Source organism: Pseudomonas sp. NFX224 (genome assembly GCF_048565165.1).
Lineage (GTDB): Bacteria > Pseudomonadota > Gammaproteobacteria > Pseudomonadales > Pseudomonadaceae > Aquipseudomonas.
The window spans coordinates 625,676-647,108 of the sequence record NZ_CP183416.1; the positions used below are offsets into that span (position 1 = coordinate 625,676).

At 60.5% G+C, this 21,433-nt stretch carries 22 protein-coding genes; 15 read left to right on the top strand and 7 right to left on the bottom strand.

Annotated features, from left to right (window positions below; translation table 11 throughout):
- The first annotated feature begins 80 nt into the window (after window positions 1–80).
- From ACNYC6_RS02645 to ACNYC6_RS02665, 5 genes are all read left to right on the top strand, one after another.
- Window positions 81–842 (top strand): gamma-glutamyl-gamma-aminobutyrate hydrolase family protein, encoded by a 762-nt coding sequence (locus ACNYC6_RS02645; protein ID WP_419710948.1) that lies wholly within the window; start codon window positions 81–83, stop codon window positions 840–842.
- 278 nt (window positions 843–1,120) lie between these two features.
- Window positions 1,121–2,263 carry a polyamine ABC transporter ATP-binding protein gene (potA, locus tag ACNYC6_RS02650; protein WP_034148930.1) on the top strand — a complete coding sequence of 381 codons (1,143 nt, stop codon included), beginning with the start codon at window positions 1,121–1,123 and terminating at the stop codon, window positions 2,261–2,263.
- A 29-nt stretch (window positions 2,264–2,292) separates the two neighbouring features.
- A complete protein-coding gene (locus ACNYC6_RS02655; protein WP_419712901.1) occupies window positions 2,293–3,174 on the top strand; it encodes an ABC transporter permease subunit in 882 nt (293 codons plus the stop codon).
- Window positions 3,171–4,055 carry an ABC transporter permease subunit gene (locus ACNYC6_RS02660; RefSeq protein WP_419710949.1) on the top strand — a complete coding sequence of 295 codons (885 nt, stop codon included), beginning with the start codon at window positions 3,171–3,173 and terminating at the stop codon, window positions 4,053–4,055. Before ACNYC6_RS02655 ends, ACNYC6_RS02660 begins: the two co-directional genes overlap by 4 nt.
- A 175-nt stretch (window positions 4,056–4,230) precedes the next feature.
- Window positions 4,231–5,328: a polyamine ABC transporter substrate-binding protein gene (locus tag ACNYC6_RS02665; RefSeq protein ID WP_419710950.1), complete on the top strand. Its 1,098-nt coding sequence runs from the start codon at window positions 4,231–4,233 to the stop codon at window positions 5,326–5,328.
- 233 nt (window positions 5,329–5,561) lie between these two features.
- Here the strand turns inward: ACNYC6_RS02665 and thpR are convergent, their stop codons facing one another.
- Window positions 5,562–6,101: an RNA 2',3'-cyclic phosphodiesterase gene (thpR, locus tag ACNYC6_RS02670; protein WP_419710951.1), complete on the bottom strand. Its 540-nt coding sequence runs from the start codon at window positions 6,099–6,101 to the stop codon at window positions 5,562–5,564.
- A 108-nt stretch (window positions 6,102–6,209) separates the two neighbouring features.
- Here thpR and ACNYC6_RS02675 point away from each other — a divergent pair, with 108 nt between their 5' ends.
- Complete coding sequence (locus tag ACNYC6_RS02675) at window positions 6,210–6,404, top strand: hypothetical protein (protein ID WP_419710952.1); 195 nt, start codon at window positions 6,210–6,212, stop codon at window positions 6,402–6,404.
- Between the two features lie 15 nt (window positions 6,405–6,419).
- Here ACNYC6_RS02675 and ACNYC6_RS02680 read toward each other — a convergent pair whose 3' ends face one another.
- Window positions 6,420–6,773, bottom strand: coding sequence for a DUF1428 domain-containing protein (locus ACNYC6_RS02680; protein ID WP_419710953.1), 354 nt, complete (start codon window positions 6,771–6,773; stop codon window positions 6,420–6,422).
- 16 nt (window positions 6,774–6,789) lie between these two features.
- Window positions 6,790–7,854, bottom strand: a complete 1,065-nt coding sequence (locus ACNYC6_RS02685) for a hypothetical protein (RefSeq protein ID WP_419710954.1) — start codon at window positions 7,852–7,854, stop codon at window positions 6,790–6,792.
- A 363-nt stretch (window positions 7,855–8,217) separates the two neighbouring features.
- Here ACNYC6_RS02685 and ACNYC6_RS02690 point away from each other — a divergent pair, with 363 nt between their 5' ends.
- Window positions 8,218–8,487 carry a hypothetical protein gene (locus tag ACNYC6_RS02690; RefSeq protein ID WP_419710955.1) on the top strand — a complete coding sequence of 90 codons (270 nt, stop codon included), beginning with the start codon at window positions 8,218–8,220 and terminating at the stop codon, window positions 8,485–8,487.
- Here the strand turns inward: ACNYC6_RS02690 and ACNYC6_RS02695 are convergent.
- Window positions 8,484–9,392: a LysR family transcriptional regulator gene (locus tag ACNYC6_RS02695; RefSeq protein WP_419710956.1), complete on the bottom strand. Its 909-nt coding sequence runs from the start codon at window positions 9,390–9,392 to the stop codon at window positions 8,484–8,486. The genes ACNYC6_RS02690 and ACNYC6_RS02695 overlap by 4 nt on opposite strands.
- Window positions 9,393–9,525: 133 nt before the next feature.
- Here ACNYC6_RS02695 and ACNYC6_RS02700 point away from each other — a divergent pair, with 133 nt between their 5' ends.
- Window positions 9,526–10,938 carry an MFS transporter gene (locus ACNYC6_RS02700; RefSeq protein WP_419710957.1) on the top strand — a complete coding sequence of 471 codons (1,413 nt, stop codon included), beginning with the start codon at window positions 9,526–9,528 and terminating at the stop codon, window positions 10,936–10,938.
- Between the two features lie 14 nt (window positions 10,939–10,952).
- Here the strand turns inward: ACNYC6_RS02700 and ACNYC6_RS02705 are convergent, their stop codons facing one another.
- Window positions 10,953–11,426 carry a cupin domain-containing protein gene (locus tag ACNYC6_RS02705; RefSeq protein ID WP_419710958.1) on the bottom strand — a complete coding sequence of 158 codons (474 nt, stop codon included), beginning with the start codon at window positions 11,424–11,426 and terminating at the stop codon, window positions 10,953–10,955.
- 267 nt (window positions 11,427–11,693) lie between these two features.
- Here ACNYC6_RS02705 and ACNYC6_RS02710 point away from each other — a divergent pair, with 267 nt between their 5' ends.
- From ACNYC6_RS02710 to ACNYC6_RS02720, 3 genes are all read left to right on the top strand, one after another.
- Complete coding sequence (locus ACNYC6_RS02710) at window positions 11,694–14,150, top strand: TonB-dependent siderophore receptor (protein WP_419710959.1); 2,457 nt, start codon at window positions 11,694–11,696, stop codon at window positions 14,148–14,150.
- Between the two features lie 109 nt (window positions 14,151–14,259).
- Window positions 14,260–14,478, top strand: a complete 219-nt coding sequence (locus ACNYC6_RS02715; RefSeq protein WP_419710960.1) for a PLD nuclease N-terminal domain-containing protein — start codon at window positions 14,260–14,262, stop codon at window positions 14,476–14,478.
- A gap of 33 nt (window positions 14,479–14,511) precedes the next feature.
- On the top strand, window positions 14,512–15,015 hold the full coding sequence (locus ACNYC6_RS02720; RefSeq protein WP_419710961.1) for a cupin: 504 nt from the start codon (window positions 14,512–14,514) through the stop codon (window positions 15,013–15,015).
- 12 nt (window positions 15,016–15,027) lie between these two features.
- Here ACNYC6_RS02720 and ACNYC6_RS02725 read toward each other — a convergent pair whose 3' ends face one another.
- Entirely contained in the window at window positions 15,028–15,462 is a 435-nt protein-coding gene (locus tag ACNYC6_RS02725; protein WP_419710962.1) for a GNAT family N-acetyltransferase, read from the bottom strand.
- Between the two features lie 204 nt (window positions 15,463–15,666).
- Here ACNYC6_RS02725 and ACNYC6_RS02730 point away from each other — a divergent pair, with 204 nt between their 5' ends.
- Window positions 15,667–16,086, top strand: coding sequence for an organic hydroperoxide resistance protein (locus tag ACNYC6_RS02730; RefSeq protein WP_419710963.1), 420 nt, complete (start codon window positions 15,667–15,669; stop codon window positions 16,084–16,086).
- 392 nt (window positions 16,087–16,478) lie between these two features.
- Here the strand turns inward: ACNYC6_RS02730 and ACNYC6_RS02735 are convergent, their stop codons facing one another.
- The gene (locus ACNYC6_RS02735) at window positions 16,479–16,715 is read right to left on the bottom strand and encodes a hypothetical protein (protein ID WP_419710964.1); all 237 of its coding nucleotides are present in this window, start codon (window positions 16,713–16,715) and stop codon (window positions 16,479–16,481) included.
- A 178-nt stretch (window positions 16,716–16,893) separates the two neighbouring features.
- Here ACNYC6_RS02735 and ACNYC6_RS02740 point away from each other — a divergent pair, with 178 nt between their 5' ends.
- The 3 genes from ACNYC6_RS02740 to glcE all read left to right on the top strand — a co-directional run bounded on the left by ACNYC6_RS02740 (window position 16,894) and on the right by glcE (window position 21,431).
- Entirely contained in the window at window positions 16,894–18,657 is a 1,764-nt protein-coding gene (locus ACNYC6_RS02740; protein WP_419710965.1) for an L-lactate permease, read from the top strand.
- A 210-nt stretch (window positions 18,658–18,867) separates the two neighbouring features.
- On the top strand, window positions 18,868–20,367 hold the full coding sequence (glcD, locus tag ACNYC6_RS02745) for a glycolate oxidase subunit GlcD (RefSeq protein WP_419710966.1): 1,500 nt from the start codon (window positions 18,868–18,870) through the stop codon (window positions 20,365–20,367).
- The gene (gene glcE / locus ACNYC6_RS02750) at window positions 20,367–21,431 is read left to right on the top strand and encodes a glycolate oxidase subunit GlcE (protein ID WP_419710967.1); all 1,065 of its coding nucleotides are present in this window, start codon (window positions 20,367–20,369) and stop codon (window positions 21,429–21,431) included. The genes glcD and glcE overlap by 1 nt, the downstream gene beginning before the upstream one ends.
- The last annotated feature ends 2 nt before the right edge of the window (window positions 21,432–21,433 follow it).

Genomic DNA, 21,433 nt, shown 5'->3' on the forward strand with positions numbered 1-21,433 from the left:
ACATGGGAGTTGTTAATTAAAATCAACAAGGCTAAGCTCCGGAAAAGCTCGTTCAAGTGTGAAACTTCGAGGTGATAAAAATGGCATTCAAGCCATTGATCGGCGTTACTGCATGCGTCAAACAGATTGGCCTGCACCCCTACCATGTCAGCGGCGACAAGTACCTGCGTGCTGTCAGCGTTGCGGCGCTGGGGCTGCCCGTCGTCATTCCTTCCCTGGCTGAACTGACCGAAATCGAGGACCTGCTACCGCAGCTCGACGGTCTGTTGCTGACCGGCTCGCCATCGAATGTGGAACCCTTCCACTATCAAGGCCCCGACAGCGCCCCCGGCACAGAACATGATCCCCAGCGGGATCGCACCACCCTTCCCCTGATTCGCGCGGCCATTGCCGCTGGCGTGCCGGTGCTTGGCATCTGCCGCGGCTTTCAGGAGATGAACGTGGCGTTCGGTGGCAGCCTGCACCAGAAAGTCCATGAACTCCCCGGCTTCCTCGATCATCGCGAAGCCAATCACCCGGACCTGGCGGTGCAATACGCCCCGGCTCATGCGGTGAATGTGCAACCCGGCGGCGTGTTCGAAGCACTGGATCTACCTGCGGTGTTCCAGGTCAACTCGATTCACAGCCAGGGCATCGACCGCCTCGCTCCCGGCCTGCGCGCCGAAGCCGTTGCACCCGATGGCCTGATCGAAGCGGTCTCGGTCGAACACTGCAAGGCCTTCGCCCTCGGCGTGCAATGGCACCCGGAATGGCAGGTGCTGGACAACCCGCCTTACCTGAGGATTTTCCAGGCATTCGGCGAAGCATGCCGGCAACGGGCGGCGCTGCGTAATTTGCGCTGACTCAACCACCAGCACTCAATTTTCTGCCCCCGCGAGCGAGCAGGCGTGCCCTTGCGCGCCCGTCGCTCGCGACAACAACACACTGCAATAACAACAAGTACTACCAGGCAGCCAGGATGGCGGCGCCGAATAAACCCGGGGTGGGAAACACAATGCCCTTGTAGGAGCGAGCCTGCTCGCGCCTACAAGGGATCAGCGTGGACCGCTTCACGGGTTTGCAATCAACTATTAAGTCAGGCCGCGTTGGCCCGACGACTGAAACCTGTTGGGAGTTTCACATGGCAAACGCCTCCAGCATCTACAGGAAGGCTCTTGAAGGTCACCAGGCACCGAAAAAGGTGTTGGTGAAAGTCGACCGCGTCACCAAGAAATTCGACGAAACCACCGCTGTGGACGATGTATCCCTGGAAATCCATCAGGGCGAAATCTTTGCCCTGCTCGGTGGCTCCGGTTCCGGTAAATCGACGCTGCTGCGCATGCTCGCCGGTTTCGAACGCCCGACCGAAGGCCGGATCCTGCTCGACGGTGTCGACATCACCGACATGCCGCCGTACGAACGTCCGATCAACATGATGTTCCAGTCGTACGCCCTGTTCCCGCACATGACCGTGGCACAGAACATCGCCTTCGGCCTGAAGCAGGACCGTTTGCCCGCCGCCGAAATTGACGCCCGCGTAGAAGAAATGCTGCGCCTGGTGCACATGACCCAATACGCCAAGCGCAAACCCCATCAGTTGTCCGGCGGCCAGCGCCAGCGTGTGGCGTTGGCCCGCTCCCTGGCCAAGCGTCCGAAACTGCTGTTGCTCGACGAACCGATGGGCGCACTGGATAAAAAGCTGCGCTCGCAAATGCAGCTTGAGCTGGTCGAGATCATCGAGCGCGTTGGTGTGACCTGCGTGATGGTGACCCACGACCAGGAAGAGGCCATGACCATGGCCCAGCGCATTGCGATCATGCACCTGGGCTGGATCGCCCAGATCGGCAGCCCGGTCGACATTTATGAAGCACCGGTCAGCCGCATGGTCTGCGAATTCATCGGCAACGTGAACGCCTTCGACGGCACCGTGGTGGAAGACCTGGAAGGTCACGCGATCATCCACAGCCCGGACCTTGAACAGAAGATCTACGTCGGTCACGGTGTCAGCACGTCGGTGCAGGACAAGTCGATCACCTACGCGATCCGTCCGGAAAAACTGCTGGTCAGCACCACCAAGCCGGATGCCCGCTACAACTGGTCCAGCGGCAAGGTGCATGACATCGCTTACCTCGGTGGCCACTCAGTGTTCTACGTCGAACTGCCTGGCGGCAAAGTCGTGCAGTCGTTCATGGCCAACGCCGAACGCCGTGGCGCGCGTCCGACCTGGGACGATCAGGTCTACGTGTGGTGGGAAGACGACAGCGGCGTGGTGCTGCGCGCATGAGAACCTTCAATCAGCAATTCCTGCGCCTGGTGCCCAGTGGGCGAAACCTGGTCATCGGTATTCCGTTCATATGGCTGTTCCTGTTCTTCATGCTGCCGTTCTTCCTGGTGATGAAGATCAGCTTTTCGGAAGCCGCACTGGCCATTCCGCCCTACTCGGAGATCTACACTTTCGCCGAGCAGAAATTCAATCTGCTGCTCAACATCGGCAACTACATGTTGCTGGGCGAAGATGAGTTGTACCTCTCGGCGTATCTTGGTTCGTTGAAGGTTGCGTTGTTCAGCACGCTGGCATGCCTGGTGATCGGTTTCCCGATGGCCTACGCCATTACCAAGGCGAGCAAGGAAGCGCAAAACGTCCTGATGCTGTTGATCATGATGCCGACCTGGACCGCGATCCTGATCCGCGTTTATGCGTGGATGGGCATCCTCAGCAACAACGGTTTGCTCAACGGTTTCCTGATGTGGACCGGCCTGACTTCGCACCCGATCGAGATCCTCAACACCAACACGGCCGTGTACATCGGCGTGGTGTATGCGTATCTGCCGTTCATGATCCTGCCGCTCTACGCCAACCTGGTGAAGCACGACCAGAGCCTGCTGGAAGCTGCGTCGGACCTGGGTTCAAGCACCTTCAACAGCTTCTGGAAAATCACCGTGCCGCTGGCCAAGAACGGCATCATTGCCGGTTGCATGCTGGTGTTCATTCCGGTGGTGGGTGAGTTCGTGATCCCGGAACTGCTGGGTGGCCCCGAGACGCTGATGATCGGTCGCGTGCTGTGGCAAGAGTTCTTCAATAACCGCGACTGGCCGGTGGCATCCGCCCTGGCGGTGGTGATGCTGTTGATCCTGATTGTGCCGATTCTGCTGTTCAACCGCAGCCAGGCCAAAGAGATGGAGGCACGAGGATGAAACGCTTCGGATTTTCAAAGTTCATGCTGATTTTCGGCCTGTCGTTCATCTACCTGCCGATGCTGATTCTGGTGATCTACTCGTTCAACGCCTCCAAACTGGTGACGGTGTGGGGTGGCTGGTCGTTCAAGTGGTACGCCGGCCTGCTCGACAACTCGCAGTTGATGGGTTCGGTGGTGCGCTCGCTGGAAATCGCCTGCTACACGGCGATTGCCGCCGTCGCACTCGGGACGTTAGCCGCATTCGTCCTGACCCGCGTCACTCGCTTCAAGGGCCGCACGCTGTTTGGCGGTCTGGTGACCGCGCCGTTGGTGATGCCTGAAGTGATCACCGGTCTGTCGCTGTTGCTGCTGTTCGTGGCCATGGCGCAGTTGATCGGCTGGCCGATGGAGCGTGGCATCGTCACGATCTGGATCGCCCACACCACGTTTTGTGCCGCTTACGTCGCGGTGGTAGTCTCCGCCCGTCTTCGCGAGCTGGACCTGTCCATCGAGGAAGCGGCCATGGACCTCGGTGCGAAACCCTTCAAAGTGTTTTTCCTGATCACCATTCCAATGATCGCGCCGTCACTGGCAGCGGGCGGCATGATGTCGTTTGCCCTGTCGCTGGATGACCTGGTGTTGGCGAGCTTCGTGTCCGGCCCGGGCTCCACGACGTTGCCGATGGAAGTGTTTTCGGCGGTACGTCTGGGCGTGAAGCCCGAGATCAATGCCGTGGCCAGCCTGATCCTGTTGGCCGTATCGATCGTGACCTTCATGGTCTGGTACTTCAGCCGCCGCGCCGAAGCCAGCCGTAAACGCGCGATCCAGGAAGCGATGGACCAGACCGCCGCCGAATCGTGGCAACAGCCTAAAAAACAAATGGTAGAAGCGACGGCCTAAAACCACTGCTGAGTTAACCGTGGCGAGCGAGCTTGCTCGCGCTGGGCTTCAAAGCGGCCCCAACATTTTTTGTGAGTGCTACGCACTCAAGCGGGAGCAAGCTCCCTCGCCACAGGTTCTGTGTAAACCGATTATTGTTTTGTGCTTTTGAATAAAAAAGAATGGAGTTGTACCGATGAAAATGTTTGGCAGGACTCTGCTGACACTGTCCTTATTGGGCGCGATCGCCTCGGGCGCCCAGGCCAATGACAAGGTTCTGCGCGTCTATAACTGGTCGGATTACATTGCCCCGGACACCGTCAAGAAGTTCGAAGACGAGACCGGGATCCAGGTGACCTACGATGTGTTCGACAGTAACGAAACCCTTGAAGCGCGCCTGCTGGCGGGCAAGTCCGGTTACGACATCGTCGTGCCGTCCAACAGTTTCCTGGCCAAGCAGGTCAAGGCCGGCGTCTATCAGGAACTGGACAAGTCGAAGCTGTCGAACTGGAAAAACCTCAATCCGGTGCTGCTGAAAAACGCCTCTGCCAGCGACCCGGATAACGCCCACGCCTTCCCTTACATGTGGGGCTCGATCGGCATCGGTTTCAACCCGGAGAAGGTCAAGGAAGTACTCGGCGCCAACGCCCCGACCAATTCCTGGGACTTGTTGTTCAAACCGGAAAACGCGGAAAAACTCAAAGCCTGCGGTATCAGTTTCCTCGATTCGCCGACCGAAATGATCCCGGCCGCCCTGCACTACCTGGGCTACCCGGTGAACGATCAGGACAAGGCGCACATCGCCGAGGCCGAAGCACTGTTCATGAAGATTCGTCCGTCGGTGTCGTACTTCCACTCGTCGAAGTACATCTCCGACCTGGCCAACGGCAATATCTGCGTGGCCGTCGGTTACTCCGGCGACGTGCTGCAAGCCAAGGCCCGCGCCGAGGAAGCCGGTGACAAGGTAAAGATCGACTACAGCATCCCGAGAGAAGGCGCCGGCAGTTTTTACGACATGGTCGCCATCCCGCGTGATGCAGCGAACGTCGAGAACGCCTACTTGTTCATGAACTTCCTGATGCGCCCGGACATCATCGCCGAGATCACCAACAACATCGGCTACAGCAACGCCAACGCGGCGGCGACGCCGCTGGTGGATGAAGCGATTCGCAACGATCCGGGGTCGTATCCGCCGGAAGCAGTGATGGCGACGTTGTATGCCATTCCCGACCAACCGATTAGCGTGCAGCGGATCATGACCCGGGGCTGGACCAAGGTGAAGCTGGGTAAATAGTTCGCTTAACACAACGGCTGATTCTGACGCCGCCATCGCGAGCAGGCTCGCTCCTACATTTGAAATACATTTCCCCTGTGGGAGCGAGCCTGCTCGCGATGAGTCCAGAACATTCAACAACGATCTCAGCTTGACCGATTTACACACATGCAGCGCCTTACCACCGCTGCATCACTCACCTGGCTCCTCGGTTAAGGTGAAGTTTGGCGCCCTCGGGCGCCTTTTTTTCGACTTTACGCGTTGCCCAGCGGCCATTCGGCCAGTGCCCGATAACGCCCCTTGTGCGATTCGAACAGGATGAAGCGATCGGCACGCAGGAAAAATTCCGGCGACGTGGCGGATTCCGGGACCGGCGCGCGATAGTCGCGGGCCAGCGTCAGGTGCGGTCGAAATTCCCGTGGCGCATCCTCCAGCGCAAACGGCAACAACGCCTGTTCCAGGTCATACACCAACCGCAACAACGCCGGCGGTGCCTGCTCCGGCGCCAGAACCAACGCCCCTGCCCTGCGCCAGACATCCAATCGATCGAGCACCACGGTCAACCGCTCGCTCGACGTGCGCACCGACGCGGCAACCTCGCAGATACCGGCAATCTGCGCCGTAGCGACCGAACCCAGAAACTTCAGGGTCAGGTGAAAATTCTCCGCCGGCACCGGGCGTCCGCTCCTCAGCTGCAACGCACTGCGCCATTGGGCGATGGCCTTGCGTTGCGCCGGCGCGCAGTCCAGGGCGAAGAACAGCCGTTTGAACGGTTCACGGGATTCTTCATTCATGCGGGAGATCTCTTGCCGGATCCCTTGAGTCTACAACCGACAAGGCGATTCTGGCGCCTTGCGGCATGCGCGTTATAGTTCAAGCAAGCTAATCAACCGGAGGTGACCATGCGTCAAATCCTCAGCAAAGAGCCTTGGTGGGCCGCTCCACCCAAGCCCGGGCAGGACGAATACGAGCTGGAATGGGGCTGGCTGGTGCATTACAGCGAAGGGGAACCGCGCTTCGAGTTCATCCGCGAGCGGCCAACGGACAATGAGATCCGCAATCGCAAGAGTTGCAGGATCACCCCGGCGGCGGAGTGATCCTGCTTCGCACTGTCAGGCTTTGAAAACCAAGTCAAAACCACCGTAGATCATCCGTTGACCATCGAACGGCATCGGATTGACGTCCGGCTTCATGCGCGGGTCCTGCATCATTTTATCCATGCCGGCATTGCGCGTGGCCTTGTCCGGCCAGACAATCCAGCCAAACACCACGGTTTCGTCGTCCTGGCGCTTGACCGCCATCGGGAACGACGTGACCTTGCCCTCCGGCACGTCCTCGCCCCAGCATTCACCAATGCTCAGGGCACCGTTTTCCTTGAAGACGGCGGCGGCGATTTCGCAGTGTTTGAGGTATTGCTCGCGCTTGGCGGTGGGTACTGCCGCGACAAATGCATCGATGTAAGACATGAGTGTTCTCCTTGCTTCATGGGGCGATCTGCTGGTTAGTCGATTGACTGGGGCTCCATTCGACATTGCCGACATCCTGACCGACCGGCGGTTGCGCACTGCCGGCCAGGCTTCCCTCGATCTGTCCCGCCATGTACAGCGTACCCGCCATGACACCGCTGGTCGGGTTCTGTACCAATTTCATCCAGGCCTTGTCGAAGGTGTTGCCCAGGCTGCTGCGGATCAACGCCTCGCTGTCCGGGCGATCAGCGGCCTGAATCAATGCACGAATGCCCGCGACCCCCACGGTAATCAATCCCCCGGCCAGTTTGCCCGCTGCCGCCGCCACCGCACTGGCCGCCCCGCGCGGGGCCATTTCGGCTTCCATGCGCTGGCTGGCGCGCCTGGCCACGGGAGCCATGGCGGTGTCGGTCGAGTCGACGCCTTTCTCGCCACCGGCCTTGTGCACTTTATCGACCAACGCAGCGTAGGCCGGTAATTGGTTCAGCGGCTCGGCGTGGACAACCGTGTACAGCGAAGCATCCCGCGCCGATGGGGGGCCGAGGGCAATCGCCGGAACCTTCTGGATACGGCCGTTGAGTTGCGCTATCGGTACGCCGTGACGTTGGGAAATCTTGCGCAGTTCCTCTTTGAGAATATCCACGTAAAACGCGGCGGCCAGGCTGAGAATCGCGTCTGGATCGATCTCCACCGCCACCGGGGCCAAGACCTTTTCCTGGTATTGCTCCAGCAGATAAGCAGCCAGGCGCTTTTCCGAGGTGTCCTGTTCGCCCTTGGCGCTGATCGTGTACCAACTGACCTTCATCGACAGCCATTCCTGGGTCCAGTAGCTGCTGAACCAGGGGATGAAGTTCTCTTCGGTCAATTGATAGACCCGGGTGCGCCAGTAATCCATGGCGCCACGGGCGTAGATTCTGGTCTGCTCGGTGGCCGATTGCGATGCCGCGACAATTTCCCGGTCGACTTGCTGCCAAGTGCTCGGCGATATCATCACCTGTGGCACTTCCACTGGCGCGCGCGGTGCCGTGACGCATCCCGCCAACACCAAAAGCACGGCGACGATCAACGAACGCAGGTTCAAGATCGCGATTCCCAAAAGTCTGCGCCGAACCGAGTGCCCGGCGCTCAAAAGGCGCTGATTTGAGTATAGGTGGCGACCTCTGCTCACCCGGAATGATGTTGTACTCAATGCCGCCATCGCGAGCAGGCTCGCGATGAGGCCCTTGAGAACACCCAAAAACCCGACCATCACTCCCATCGATATTCACCATCGCCACGAATGCCTTCCGCTCCAAAAACGTCAGCGTAGGATCAATTTCAACCCAACACGAAACCCTGTAGCGGAGGGTCGAACCATGCTCATCCATCTCCTGACCTGCCTGGCCCTGACGGCCTTCACGTTGAGCGTATTGGCCTGGTTCGTCCTGTCCGAGGAGCGCACGTCATGATCACCGAAGTCACCCTGGCCGTGAGCTTCCCGGTATACGGCAATAACTATTACTCGCAGCCATTCGAGTCTCGTAAGGTGTTGACCCTGATGTTCGACGAAAAATTCGAAGCGCTGCTGATTCCGTCAGCCGGTCATCACTTCAATAACGAAGTGGTCGGCCTCAACGATCAGTTCCGTTTCCTCAACGATGTGCTGGCCGAGCATTTGCTTGAAATCGAGATGGCCCAGAGCGCCCCGCGTGCAGCACGCTCATTTACCTTCTAGGGCGCACCGCTTCCTGCTTGCCCGCACACATCACGCAAGCAGCCGCGCAACCAGCGATGCACCGGATCAGCATTCATCCGCGGATGCCAGAGCATCGCCACGGTAAATGCCGGCAGGTCCAGCGGTAGCGCAAAACTGTCCATGCCCGTTCGCAGGCTAGCGGTATGACGTTCGGGCACGCTGGCAATCAGGTCACTGCCGCGGGCCAATGCCAGCGCCGTCGAGAAACCGCCGACGATCGTCGTGATCTGACGCTTCAATCCGAGCGTTTCCAGGGCCTCATCAATCGGTCCTTTTTCCAATCCCCATCGTGACACGCTGATGTGGTCGCCCGCCGCATAACGCGCAGCCGTGATCGCGTCATCCCCCAGCCGATGTCCCAGGCGCACCACGCCGATGAAACGGTCGCGGAACAGACTTTGAGTGCGCAGCTCCGGGCTAGCGGCCTTCCCGACTACACCGGTTTCCAGATCGACCGTGCCGTCGCGCAGTGACGTGCTGTCCTTGTCGGGTTTATGCACGAAACACAGGCGCACGCCGGGTGCCTGTGCCGCGACAAGCGCGATCAAGGCAGTGCCGAAGTTTTCGACAAAGCCCTCACGGGTGCGCAAGGTGAAGGTGCGCTCAAGGTGCATGAGGTCAGGTTGCTCGGCCGGACGCAGCACCGCTTCTGCCTCTTGCACCAGTTGACTGACTCGCTCGCGCAATTCCAGTGCCCGTGGGGTCGGCACCAGACCACGCCCGGCCCGGACCAGCAGCGGATCGCCCATGGTTTCGCGAAGACGCGCCAGCGCCCGGCTCATCGCCGACGGACTCAGGCGCAAGCGCTTGGCGGCCCGCGCCACGCTGCCCTCGGTCAGCAATACATCCAGGGTAATCAGCAAGTTGAAATCGGGAGCAGACATGGATCACACCGTGCGCGAATGAAGTGGCGCCGTACGCACGTATTAAGTGCAATCAGTGCGCCTTCCGCCATGTTAGGCCCGGACGTAGATTTGCGGTAGCTCCAATCGGGAGTGGCCACGAAAGAGGAACAGCATGGACTCCACAACAGCCGTTATACCGGCGCTGTCAGTCAGATGGGCGCTGGTCAGCCTGTCGCTGTCGATGTTGCTGTCATCGCTCGGCACCAGCATCGCCAACGTGGGTTTGCCGACGCTGGCCGAGGTGTTCGACGCGTCGTTTCAGCAGGTGCAGTGGGTCGTCCTCGCCTACCTGCTGGCCATTACCACCCTGATTGTCAGCGTGGGTCGACTTGGTGATCTCATCGGACGGCGACGTCTGTTGTTATCCGGAATAGGTTTGTTCACGCTCGCTTCTGCCCTGTGCGGTCTGGCGCCGACCCTTAATCTGCTGATCGGCGCACGGGCGCTGCAAGGCCTCGGCGCAGCGATCATGATGGCGCTGACCCTGGCATTCGTCGGCGAGACAGTGAGCAAAGAACAGACCGGCAGCGCCATGGGCCTGCTCGGCACAATGTCGGCCATCGGTACGGCAATGGGGCCGTCGCTCGGTGGTGTGCTGATTGCAACGTTCGGCTGGCAGGCGATTTTCCTGATCAGCGTGCCCTTGGGCTTGTTGAGCCTGCTGCTCGCCCACCGCTACTTGCCCGCCGATCGGCAGACAGCAAAGCCCGCCGTTTTCGACCCGCTGGGTACGTTGGTGCTGGCCCTGACACTCGGCGCCTACGCGCTGGCCATGACCCTCGGACGCGGCCACTTCGGCGCGCTGAATATCGCCTTGCTGTTGGCGGCTTGCGTGGGTGTCGGTGTGTTTGTGTGGGTTGAAAAACGCGTGACTGCGCCGTTGATTCGGCTGACGATGTTCCGCGATCCGCAGCTCAGTGGCAGCCTGATCATGAGCCTGTTGGTGACCACGGTTCTGATGGCGACACTGGTGGTCGGGCCGTTTTATTTGTCCCAGGCGCTGGGGTTGAACGCCATCGGGGTCGGGCTGGTGTTGTCGGTCGGGCCATTGGTTGCCGCGCTGACCGGCGTACCTGCCGGGCGCATTGCCGACCGTTTCGGCGCCCGGCACATGACCTTCGCTGGCCTGATCGTCATCGCGCTTGGCTGTTTCCTGTTGTCGGTGCTGCCGAGCAGCTACGGGATTGGCGGCTACATCGCGCCGATGGTGGGGATCACATTGGGCTATGCCGTGTTCCAGACCGCCAACAACACGGCGGTCATGGCCGATATCCAGGCGGAGCAGCGGGGCGTGGTGTCGGGCCTGCTCAATCTGTCGCGCAATCTGGGGCTGATCACCGGGGCCTCGGTGTTGGGCGCGGTGTTCGCCATGGCGTCGGCTTCGGTCGACCTGAGTACCGCGCATTCCCAAGCCATCGCCAGCGGCATGCGCATGACGTTTACCGTCGCGTTGGGGTTGATTGGTATCGCCTGTCTGGTCGCGGTGGGCAGCCGGGCGCTGACCACGGGGCGTGGTCAGCGCTAAGCAGTCCCGAGCGCTTACTGCTCGATTTTCAACAACGGCGTGTCTTTCTTGACGATGTAGGTGGCCAGTTCCGAAGCCTCGACGGTGCCGACGTTCTTCGCCTTATGCACAGTGCCGGCCGGGATGTACAAGGAATCGCCGGCCTTGAGCGTAACGTTCGGCTGGCCTTGCAGTTCGTACTCGAAGGTCCCTGCAACCACGTGGGCGACTTCGACACCCGGATGCGAGTGTTTCGGCGACTCGACACCCGGATCGAAGTCGACCAGCACCTGAATCACTTCCCGGCCTTCTACATCGAGGTCGTGACGCACCAGATCCGTACGCTTGATGCCGGTCTGCCAACGCTTGGCGGGAGCCTGGCCGGCGTCGGCGTCGGCGGCTGGCTGGGTCTCTTGGGCCTGAGACAAACCAGCGAAAGCGGTGAGAGCCGCGGTGACGATGGCGACGCCGAGCAGGCTGCCGGCGTTGGTTTTGTTATTTCGGGACATCGCAATTCTCCAATGAGCGCGGGGTAAAACGTGCGCGGGGTACCGTTGTGCGGCAGCCCCATTACGCGGCCGGCGTGTATCGCGTTTGTGTCCCGCCGGGGCTGTTTTTGTATGTGCAAGTAGCGGTTGGCGAGGGAGATACGTTCAGATACACGGGCCCGTGAGCGACGCTCGACAATATTTTCAACTTTTGCTGATACCTTTTTCGCAGTGGTTCGGTGTGTAGGGAAATTCTCCTTTTTCCTTTGCACCCACAGGCATTGCCGAATGACATCCCGATCACTCCCGAACCGCCGCAAACTCCGTCCGGCCCGCATCCCCATGAATGCGCTGAGCCTGGCCATCGCCCTGTCCGCCATGGCTCCCGTGCACAGCGTCTGGGCCACCGACGCCAGCCAAAGCGCGGCCTCGCGCACTTACGCCATCGGCGCCGGTTCGCTGTCCAGCGTATTGGCGCAGTTTGCGGCGCAGTCAGGGGTGCTGCTGTCCTTCGATGCCGACTTGCTGAAGGATCAGAACAGCCAGGGCTTGCAAGGCAATTACACCGTGCAGTCCGGTTTCGCCCGGTTGCTGCAAGGCAGCGGCTATTCGCTGATCGCCACCGGCGCCGACAGCTACACCGTGGCGCCCCAGGTCAACAGCGGCGCGGCACTGGAGCTGGGCGCCACCACGGTCAGCGGGGTGGCCACCGAAGCCGACACCTATGCCGGCGGTCAGGTCGCCCGTTCGGCGCGCCTGGGTGTGCTGGGCAATCGCGATATCAATGACGTGCCGTTCAGCGTGGTCAGCTACACCGCCAAGACTATCGAGGATCAGCAGGCGCGAACCGTCGGCGATGTACTGCTCAACGACGCCTCGGTGCGCCAGTCAGCGGGCTTCGGCAACTTCTCCCAAGTATTCACCATCCGCGGTCTGCCACTGACCACAGACGACATTTCGTTCAATGGCCTGTACGGCGTGCTGCCACGGCAAATCATTACCACCGAAGCGCTGGAGCGGGTCGAGCTGTTCAAGGGCCCGAACGCGTTCATCAACGGTGTCGCGCCGGGCGGCAGCGGCATCGGCGGTAGCGTCAACCTGGTGCCCAAGCGCGCGCAGGACACCCCGACCCGCAGCGTGACCCTCGATTACGCCAGCGACAGTCAGGTGGGCGGGCACATCGACCTCGGCCAGCGCTTCGGTGAAGACAACCGCTTCGGCGCGCGGGTCAACCTCGCCCAGCACGGCGGCGATACGTCCGTGGATGATGAAAGCGAACACTCACAACTGATCGCCGTCGGCCTCGATTATCGCGGTGAGCGCCTGCGCGTCTCCACCGACCTCGGCTATCAGAAACAACGCATCAACAACGGTCGCTCGGTGGTCTATCCGAACGGCACCAAAGTCCCGCACGCACCGTCGGCCAAGGACAATTACGCTCAGGACTGGACCTGGTCGGAGCTCGAAGATACCTACGGAATGGTCAACGCCGAGTACGACCTCAACGACAACTGGACCGCCTACGCCGGCGGTGGCGCCAAGCACACCCGGGAAAACGGCGAGTATTCGTCGCTGTACGTCGCCAACGACGGCAGCGCCAAAGTCGGCTTCCTCTACTCACCCCATGACGAAGACAACAAAAGCGCGATCGCCGGTTTGAACGGTCATTTCAATACCGGCCCGGTCACGCACCAGATGAACTTCGGTCTGTCCGGTACCTGGGGTGAACAGCGCTCGGCGTTCGAAGCAATCCTGGTGGCCAACCGCGTCAACGGCAATCTGTACAACCCGGTGCAGGTGCCGCGCCCGACCAATACTTATTTCGGCAGCGATATCCACGATCCGCGCATCGTCGGCAAGAACCGGGTGAAAAGTGCCGCCGTGTCCGACACTCTGGGCTTTATTGACGACCGCATTCTGCTGACCCTCGGCGTGCGTCGCCAGACTATCGAAGTCGACGGCTGGAACACCACCAGCGGCGCGCGCACGGCAAATTACGAAGAGTCAATCACCACTCCGGTCTACGGTTTGGTGATCAAGCCTTGGGAGCATGTGTCCTTCTACGCCAACCGCATCGAAGGCCTGCAACAAGGCCCGACCTCGCCGTCCACCGGCGTCACCAACCCCAACGAAGTGTTCGCGCCTAACCGCAGCAAGCAGACCGAAGCCGGGGTAAAACTGGACTGGAACAGCTTCGGCGCAACGCTGGGTGTGTATCGCATCGAGATGCCGAACAGCTCGACCTCGACCGTCACCGGCAACCGCTTGCCGACGTTCAGCGTCGACGGCGAGCAAGTGAACAAAGGCGTAGAGCTGAACGTATTCGGCGAACCGCTTGACGGCCTGCGCCTGCTGGCCGGGGCGACCTGGATGGACACCGAACAGAAGAAAACCTCCAACGGCCTCAACGACGGCAACCGCGCCGCCGGTGTGCCGCGCTTCCAGTACAACCTCGGCGCCGACTGGGATGTGCCGGGCATTCAAGGCGCGGCCCTCAGCGGGCGCATGCTGCGCACCGGCGGCGAATACGTGAACGCCGCCAACAGCCTGAGCATCCCGGCCTGGACCCGCGTCGACCTCGGCGCCCGCTACGGTTTCAAGGCCGACGACAAATACATCACCCTGCGCGCCAACGTCGAAAACGTGGCGAACAAGGCGTACTGGTCCTCGGCCTCGACGTCCAACAACTACCTGACCCAAGGCGAACCACGGACGCTGAAATTGTCGGCGACGGTGGATTTCTAAAGGCTCGATACGCCGGTCATAAGGACATAATCGGCCACAGCCATCCGCAAATTTAATGAACCCTGCCCGCCCACGCTCACCTAACTGAATGACCATCAGGAGGTGACACATGCAATTTGAAACAACGTGGATCGTGCTCGCGGCTGTTCTTCTACTTGTTGAATTATGGGCGATCAATCGGCTGCGCAAGAGCGACGGCAAGGCGAGCACCAGAGGCGTCTGGATGGTGGTGATCGTGTTTGTGCCGTTGCTGGGGTTGATCGCTTGGGCCTTGGCCGGGCCGAAGCATGTCGCGCATGACCCGCAGTCTTCGCAGGCCCGACAATAATCCGAGACATGCATCAGGCTCAGGAGGTCGCTCATGACCGCTCAAACCTTGCTGCTTGAATGCAACGGGTGGGTGCCCAATAACCCGCGTCTGCCAGTGCTGGTTTACCCGAAGGCCATTGTCATTGAAGGCAATGACCCGGCGGTGCTGTTCGAGAAAACCTTCAGCGCCAATGGCTGGCCGCCGCAGTGGCGGGACGGGGTTTACAGCTATCACCACTATCACACCGAGGGTCATGAAGTGCTGGGCATCGCCAGCGGTCATGCGCGTTTAATGCTCGGTGGCCCTGAGGGCCATGTGCTGGAAGTCGGCCCGGGTGATGTGGTGCTGCTGCCTGCCGGCATCGGTCATTGCAACCTTGGCGCCAGCAATGATTTTCTAGTGGTTGGCGCTTACCCACCGGGCCAGCGCCCGGATATCTGCCGCGACGCGCCGAGCGTTGAACAACTTACGAACATCGCGAAACTGCCGTTTCCAGATCAGGATCCGGTACAGGGTGTGGATGGGGCGTTGACGCAATACTGGCGACACGCTTGAACATTTAACTCATTACGCATTTGCATTCCCCGAGCGAATAAACGAATACCGATCAATATCCGTTCGCAACTGCCACCCCTGCCCCTGCCAATACCTGGCCGCGGCGTCGTTGGTCTTGAACACGTCAAGGTGACACTTGAGGATCCCTTGTTCCTCAAGGCTCGACAGGCAACGCCCAACCAGTGCGTTGGCGATGCCTTGACGCCGATAGTCGGGAAGCACCAGTAAATGTTGCAGATAGCCTCGGCGACCGTCATGCCCGCACATCACGCAGCCGCACAACGCGCCGTCGACTTCTGCCACGAAGCTCATGCCGGGATTGCGTTGCAGATAACGCGCAGTCGATTCGCGGGAGTCGGCATCGCGCAATGAGATGCCCGGCGTGCTGCGCATGAGGTCGATGATCGCCTCGTAATCGTCCAGGGTCATGACACGGATGTTGAACATCGGTTTGGGCCTGCTGAATGACGGGCTCAGCAGCCTAACAAAAGCCTCTCCGGCGTTGTGTGAACAGCTGATGATTTGTATCGCTGTGTATTCACGACAGGCGTGCTTACACGGCGATACACAACCGGCGGTTCAAGACACATACGGCGTACATGAAGGTGGAAAAGTGCGCAGGTCGCCGTTCAACCTTTGCAGGAGCCATTCATGATCAATCAAATCGAAACCGTGCTGTACACCGGCAAGACCGTCACCACTGGCGGCCGTCAGGGCGAGTCGCGCAGTGATGACGGGCGCCTGGATATCAAGCTTTCCCCGCCTGGTTCTTCTGGCAGCGGCACCAATCCCGAGCAACTGCTGGGTGCCGGTTGGTCGGCCTGTTTCATCGGTGCGCTGGGCAAGGCGGCGGTTGCGTTGAAAGTCAGTCTGCCGGCTGACACCCGCGTTGCAACCGAGATAGACCTGGGCAAGACCGACAATGCGTTTTTCCTCCAGGCGCGCCTGAACGTCAGCCTGCCAGGCGTGGACCCGGTGCTGGCGCGCACCCTGGTGGACGCCGCTCACCAGACCTGCCCGTACTCCAAGGCGACCCGTGGCAACATCGACGTCACGATCAATCTGGTTTGATGGCATAACGCAGACAAACAAATGCCCCGGGAATCGGGGCATTTGATCTTGGCGAGCTGCATTTTCGCAGCGGCACAAGCCGGCTTCAAGAGCCAAGTAGGTGGCCAGCGCTGGTCTCTGGCTTACGAGGTTTATCAGGACTCTCACAGCAACAGCAATGTGCTGTCCTGCTTCACACGGCATAAGGGCTGGATCTCAGCGCGGAGATCTTTCTAACCGTGTACCCTTCGGAGCGCGCCCCACGCGTCCTCGCTATCCGCTTGCGCATCAGTCTGCGTTTTCACCTACACCTTCAGAGTAGCAAAGCACCCGAAGTGTGGGTCGCTGTTTTTAGACCGATTTCCTTTTTCAAGCGTCATGGCAGGACTCAAAAATGCTATGCCCGCCAAGGCTCATAATGTTCGCTGGCTATTACCGATGCCCTTGGCGATATCGATGCCCCAATCCATCGCCGCCTCCATGTCCAGCATGTGCGGTTTTGGATCGTGGTTTTCATCGATTGGCGTGCCGTCCGGCCGGTAGACACCGATAAACATCCCCAATGAACCGTCCTTCAATATTTCGGCTTTAACCCGAATGCTGCATCCGTTCGACAGCGTTTCCTTGTGATCCATATGGCGCTCAGTCATGGCAGTTTTCCTCCCGTCGCAGGATTTTCGACCCTACTGGCAATGCTAGCTCAGCCCCTGAAACCCGCTGATTTACGCTGTTGACCACTCAGCCTGACAGCGGCGAAATGCCACCTATACTAGAAGCCACCGCCCCTCCGGGGTCTGCGCATCCAACAAAAAAAAGCAGAGGTGGAACATGGTTTGGCAGCAAATCTACGATCCGTTCAGTAACCCGGTCATTTCTACCCTCATGGCCGCCGTGCCGGTGGTGGTGATGCTGGCCGCGCTGGCGTTCTTCCATGTCAAGGCTCACCTGGCAGCACTGCTCGCCCTGGCCTCGGCGCTGGTGATCGCCATCTTCGCGTTCGGCATGCCCGCCAACATGGCCGGTTCCGCTGCACTCTATGGCGCCGCCAACGGTCTGCTGCCGATTGGCTGGATCGTGTTGAACATCATCTTTCTGCACCGCCTCACCACCGAAAATGGCTCGTTCAAAGTGCTGCAGGATTCCCTGGCACGGATCACCGACGACCGGCGCCTGCAATTGCTGCTAATCGCTTTCTGCTTCGGCGCCTTCTTCGAGGGCGCGGCCGGCTTCGGTACGCCGGTGGCGGTGACCGGGGCGATTCTGATCGGTCTGGGCTTCTCGCCGCTGGCCGCCTCGGGCCTGGCGCTGATCGCCAACACCGCGCCGGTAGCCTTTGGGGCGCTGGGTACGCCGATCATTACCCTGGCCAAAGTCACCGGGCTGGATGAAATGGAGCTGTCGATGATGGTCGGTCGACAGCTGCCGTTCTTCTCGGTGATCGTGCCGTTCTGGCTGATCTGGGCGTTTGCCGGTTGGCGCAAGATGCTGGAGATCTGGCCGGCGATCCTCGTGGCCGGGGTCAGTTTTGCCATCCCGCAATTCCTCGTGTCCAACTATCACGGGCCGATGCTGGTGGACGTGATCGCCGCGCTGATTTCCATGGCTTGCCTGACCGGTTTCCTGAAAGTCTGGAAACCGGCCACCGTGCATACTTCCGCGGCCCTGACTGGACGGGTCGACGATTCCAAAATCGACGCTGAATATGAATCGAAAACTGAGCCCACCGCCGCGTTTTCCAGCGACTCGAAAAAAGCGGTGATGCGTGCGTGGATGCCGTGGATCATCCTCACCGTGTTCGTGTTCGCCTGGGGCACCCAGGGTTTCAAAAACATGTTCGACACCCGCCCGGCGATTGATCCGGCCACTCACTCGGCCAAGCTCGACCCGCAGGGCAAGCCAATACGCGAAGCCAATCCGGTCTTTGCCCCGGTGCTGACCTTCACCACCATTCACCAGCAGATCGAGAAAGTGCCACCGGTAGTACCGGCGCCGAAAGTCGAAGAAGCGGTGTACAAATTCACCTGGTTCACCGCCACCGGCAGCGGCATTCTGCTGGCAGCGATTGTCGGCGGATTGCTGATGGGTTATTCCATCCCGCAACTCATCCACCAGTACCTGCGTACGTTGTGGGTGGTGCGCTATTCATTGATCACCATCACCGCGATGCTTGCCCTGGGCTTCCTCACGCGTTACTCCGGGCTGGATGCAACCATGGGCCTGGCCTTTGCCGCGACGGGGATTTTCTACCCCATGTTCGGCACATTACTGGGCTGGCTCGGCGTGGCGTTGACCGGCTCTGACACCGCGTCCAACGTGCTGTTCGGCGGCTTGCAACGGGTCACCGCCGAGCAACTGGGTTTGAGCCCGGTGCTGATGGCCGCTGCCAACAGTTCCGGCGGGGTCATGGGCAAGATGGTCGATGCCCAATCCATCGTGGTCGCCTCCACCGCGACGCGCTGGTATGGCCACGAAGGGGAAATCCTGCGCTACGTGTTCTTCCACTCGATCATCCTGGCGATCCTGGTCGGTGGGCTGGTGACGTTGCAGGCGTATGTGGCGCCGTTCAGCCATATGGTGGTGGGCGGACATTGATTCCAGCGCAGCGCTTCCTTGCATAAACCTTAACCACGCCCGGGTTCACTGCCCGGGCGTAGCGTTCTACTTGGGTGATGGTTTTATTGAATGAATCGTCCGTCGAGCAGACAAAGATCCCATGGACAGCTGAGCCAGGCGGGCCAATGATTAAGACAGTGGATCGCGAAAACAGACCTCACATAACAACAAAACGAGGGTCGAGCGCCGATGAACATTCTCTACGATGAACGCGTTGACGGCGCCCTGCCTGACGTCGACAAAAACGCGTTGCTGCAAGCCCTGCAAACGCAGTGGCCCGATCTGGAAATCCTGCATCAGCAGGAAGAACTCAAGCCGTACGAATGCGATGGCCTGTCGGCGTATCGCACCACGCCGATGCTGGTGGTGTTGCCGCGGGACATCGCGCAGGTTCAAGGCGTGCTGCGCCTGTGTCATCAACGGCAGGTGCCCGTGGTTGCCCGGGGTGCCGGAACGGGTTTGTCCGGCGGCGCCTTGCCCCTGGAAAAAGGCGTGCTGCTGGTGATGGCGCGCTTCAACCAGATTCTGCACATCGACCCCGACGCCCGCACCGCACGGGTTCAGCCCGGGGTGCGCAACCTGGCGATTTCCCAGGCCGCCGCGCCACATGGTTTGTATTACGCGCCGGACCCGTCGTCACAAATCGCCTGTTCCATCGGCGGCAACGTCGCGGAAAACGCCGGTGGCGTGCATTGCCTGAAGTACGGCCTGACCGTGCACAACGTGCTCAAGGTCGACATCCTCACCGTCGACGGCGAACACTTGACGCTTGGCTCCAATGCCCTCGATTCACCCGGCCTCGATCTGCTGGCCTTGTTCACCGGCTCCGAAGGCATGCTCGGGGTCATCACCGAAATCACGGTCAAACTGCTGCCCAAACCGCAGTCCGCCAAGGTGCTGCTGGCGGCGTTCGATTCCGTGGAAAAGGCCGGCCGCGCTGTCGGCGACATCATTGCCGCCGGCATCATCCCCGGTGGCCTGGAAATGATGGACAACCTGGCGATCCGCGCCGCCGAGGATTTTATCCACGCCGGCTACCCGGTGGACGCCGAGGCCATTTTGCTGTGCGAACTCGATGGCGTCGAAGCTGACGTACGCGACGATTGCGACCGTGTGCGCCAGGTGCTGGAGCAGGCCGGTGCCACCGAAGTACGCCTGGCCAAAGACGAAGCCGAGCGCGTGCGCTTCTGGGCGGGGCGCAAGAATGCGTTCCCGGCCGTGGGCCGTTTGTCGCCGGACTATTACTGCATGGACGGCACCATTCCGCGCCGCGCCTTGCCCGGCGTACTGCACGCCATCAAAGAGTTGTCGGCCGAATATGGCCTGCGGGTGGCCAACGTGTTCCATGCCGGCGACGGCAACATGCACCCGCTGATTCTGTTCGATGCCAATACGCCCGGGGAACTGGAGCGCGCCGAAACCCTGGGCGGCAAGATCCTGGAATTGTGCGTGAAGGTCGGCGGTAGCATTACCGGTGAACACGGTGTGGGCCGCGAGAAGATCAATCAGATGTGCGCGCAGTTCAACAGCGACGAGCTGACCCTGTTTCATGCGGTCAAAGCAGCGTTCGATCCGAGCGGTCTGCTCAACCCCGGCAAGAACATTCCGACCCTGCACCGCTGTGCCGAATTCGGCGCGATGCATGTACACGCCGGGCAGTTGCCCTTCCCTGACCTGGAGCGTTTCTGATGCACGGCACAGGCGATTTCGATGACAGCGGCACGCTGCTGGAGCAAGTCAATCAGGCGTTGGAAAACGCCACGCCGCTGCGCATCCAGGGCTCCAACAGCAAGGCGTTTCTTGGCCGCGTGACCGCGGGGGAAATTCTCGACACCCGTTCGCACCGCGGCATTGTCAGCTATGACCCGACGGAACTGGTGGTCACCGTGCGCTGCGGCACACCGCTGGTTGAGTTGATGCAGGTGCTGGACGCCGCGCAGCAGATGCTGCCCTGCGAACCACCGTCATTCGGCGATGGCGCCACCGTGGGCGGCATGATTGCCTGCGGGCTGTCAGGGCCACGGCGTCCGTGGTCGGGATCGGTGCGCGACTTTGTCCTCGGCACTCGGGTGATTACCGGTCTCGGCAAGCATTTGCGATTCGGCGGCGAGGTGATGAAAAACGTCGCCGGCTACGATGTGTCGCGCCTGATGGCCGGCAGCTACGGGACATTGGGGCTGATCACCGAAGTCTCGCTCAAGGTCCTGCCCAAACCCCGGCAATCCTTGAGCATCAGCCTGCCAATGAACAGCGAACGCGCCATGCAGCATCTGGCGCAATGGGGCCAGCAACCCTTGCCGATCAGCGCCGCCTGCCATGACGGCGAGTATCTGCACCTGCGTCTTGAAGGTGGCAGAGGTTCGGTGACGGCGGCCCAGGACCGTTTGGGCGGTCAATGGCTGGACAACACCTATTGGGCCGACCTCAACGAACAGCGCTTGAGTTTCTTCGATGAGGACCAGCCGCTCTGGCGTCTGTCCTTGCCGCACAACACGCCTAAATTGTCGCTGCCCGGTCGGCAACTGATCGACTGGGGTGGCGCTCAGCGCTGGCTCAAATCCGATGCTGAAGCGACGTTCATTCGCCAGGTGGTCGAGGAAGTCGGCGGTCACGTGACCTGCTACAGCCACGGCCTGATCGACTGCCCCTTCCAGCCATTGCCCGGCCCGTTGCTGCGCTATCACCAAAGCCTCAAGCAACAACTCGACCCCCGGGGCATCTTCAACCCCGGTCGCCTGTACGCGGAGCTTTGAAT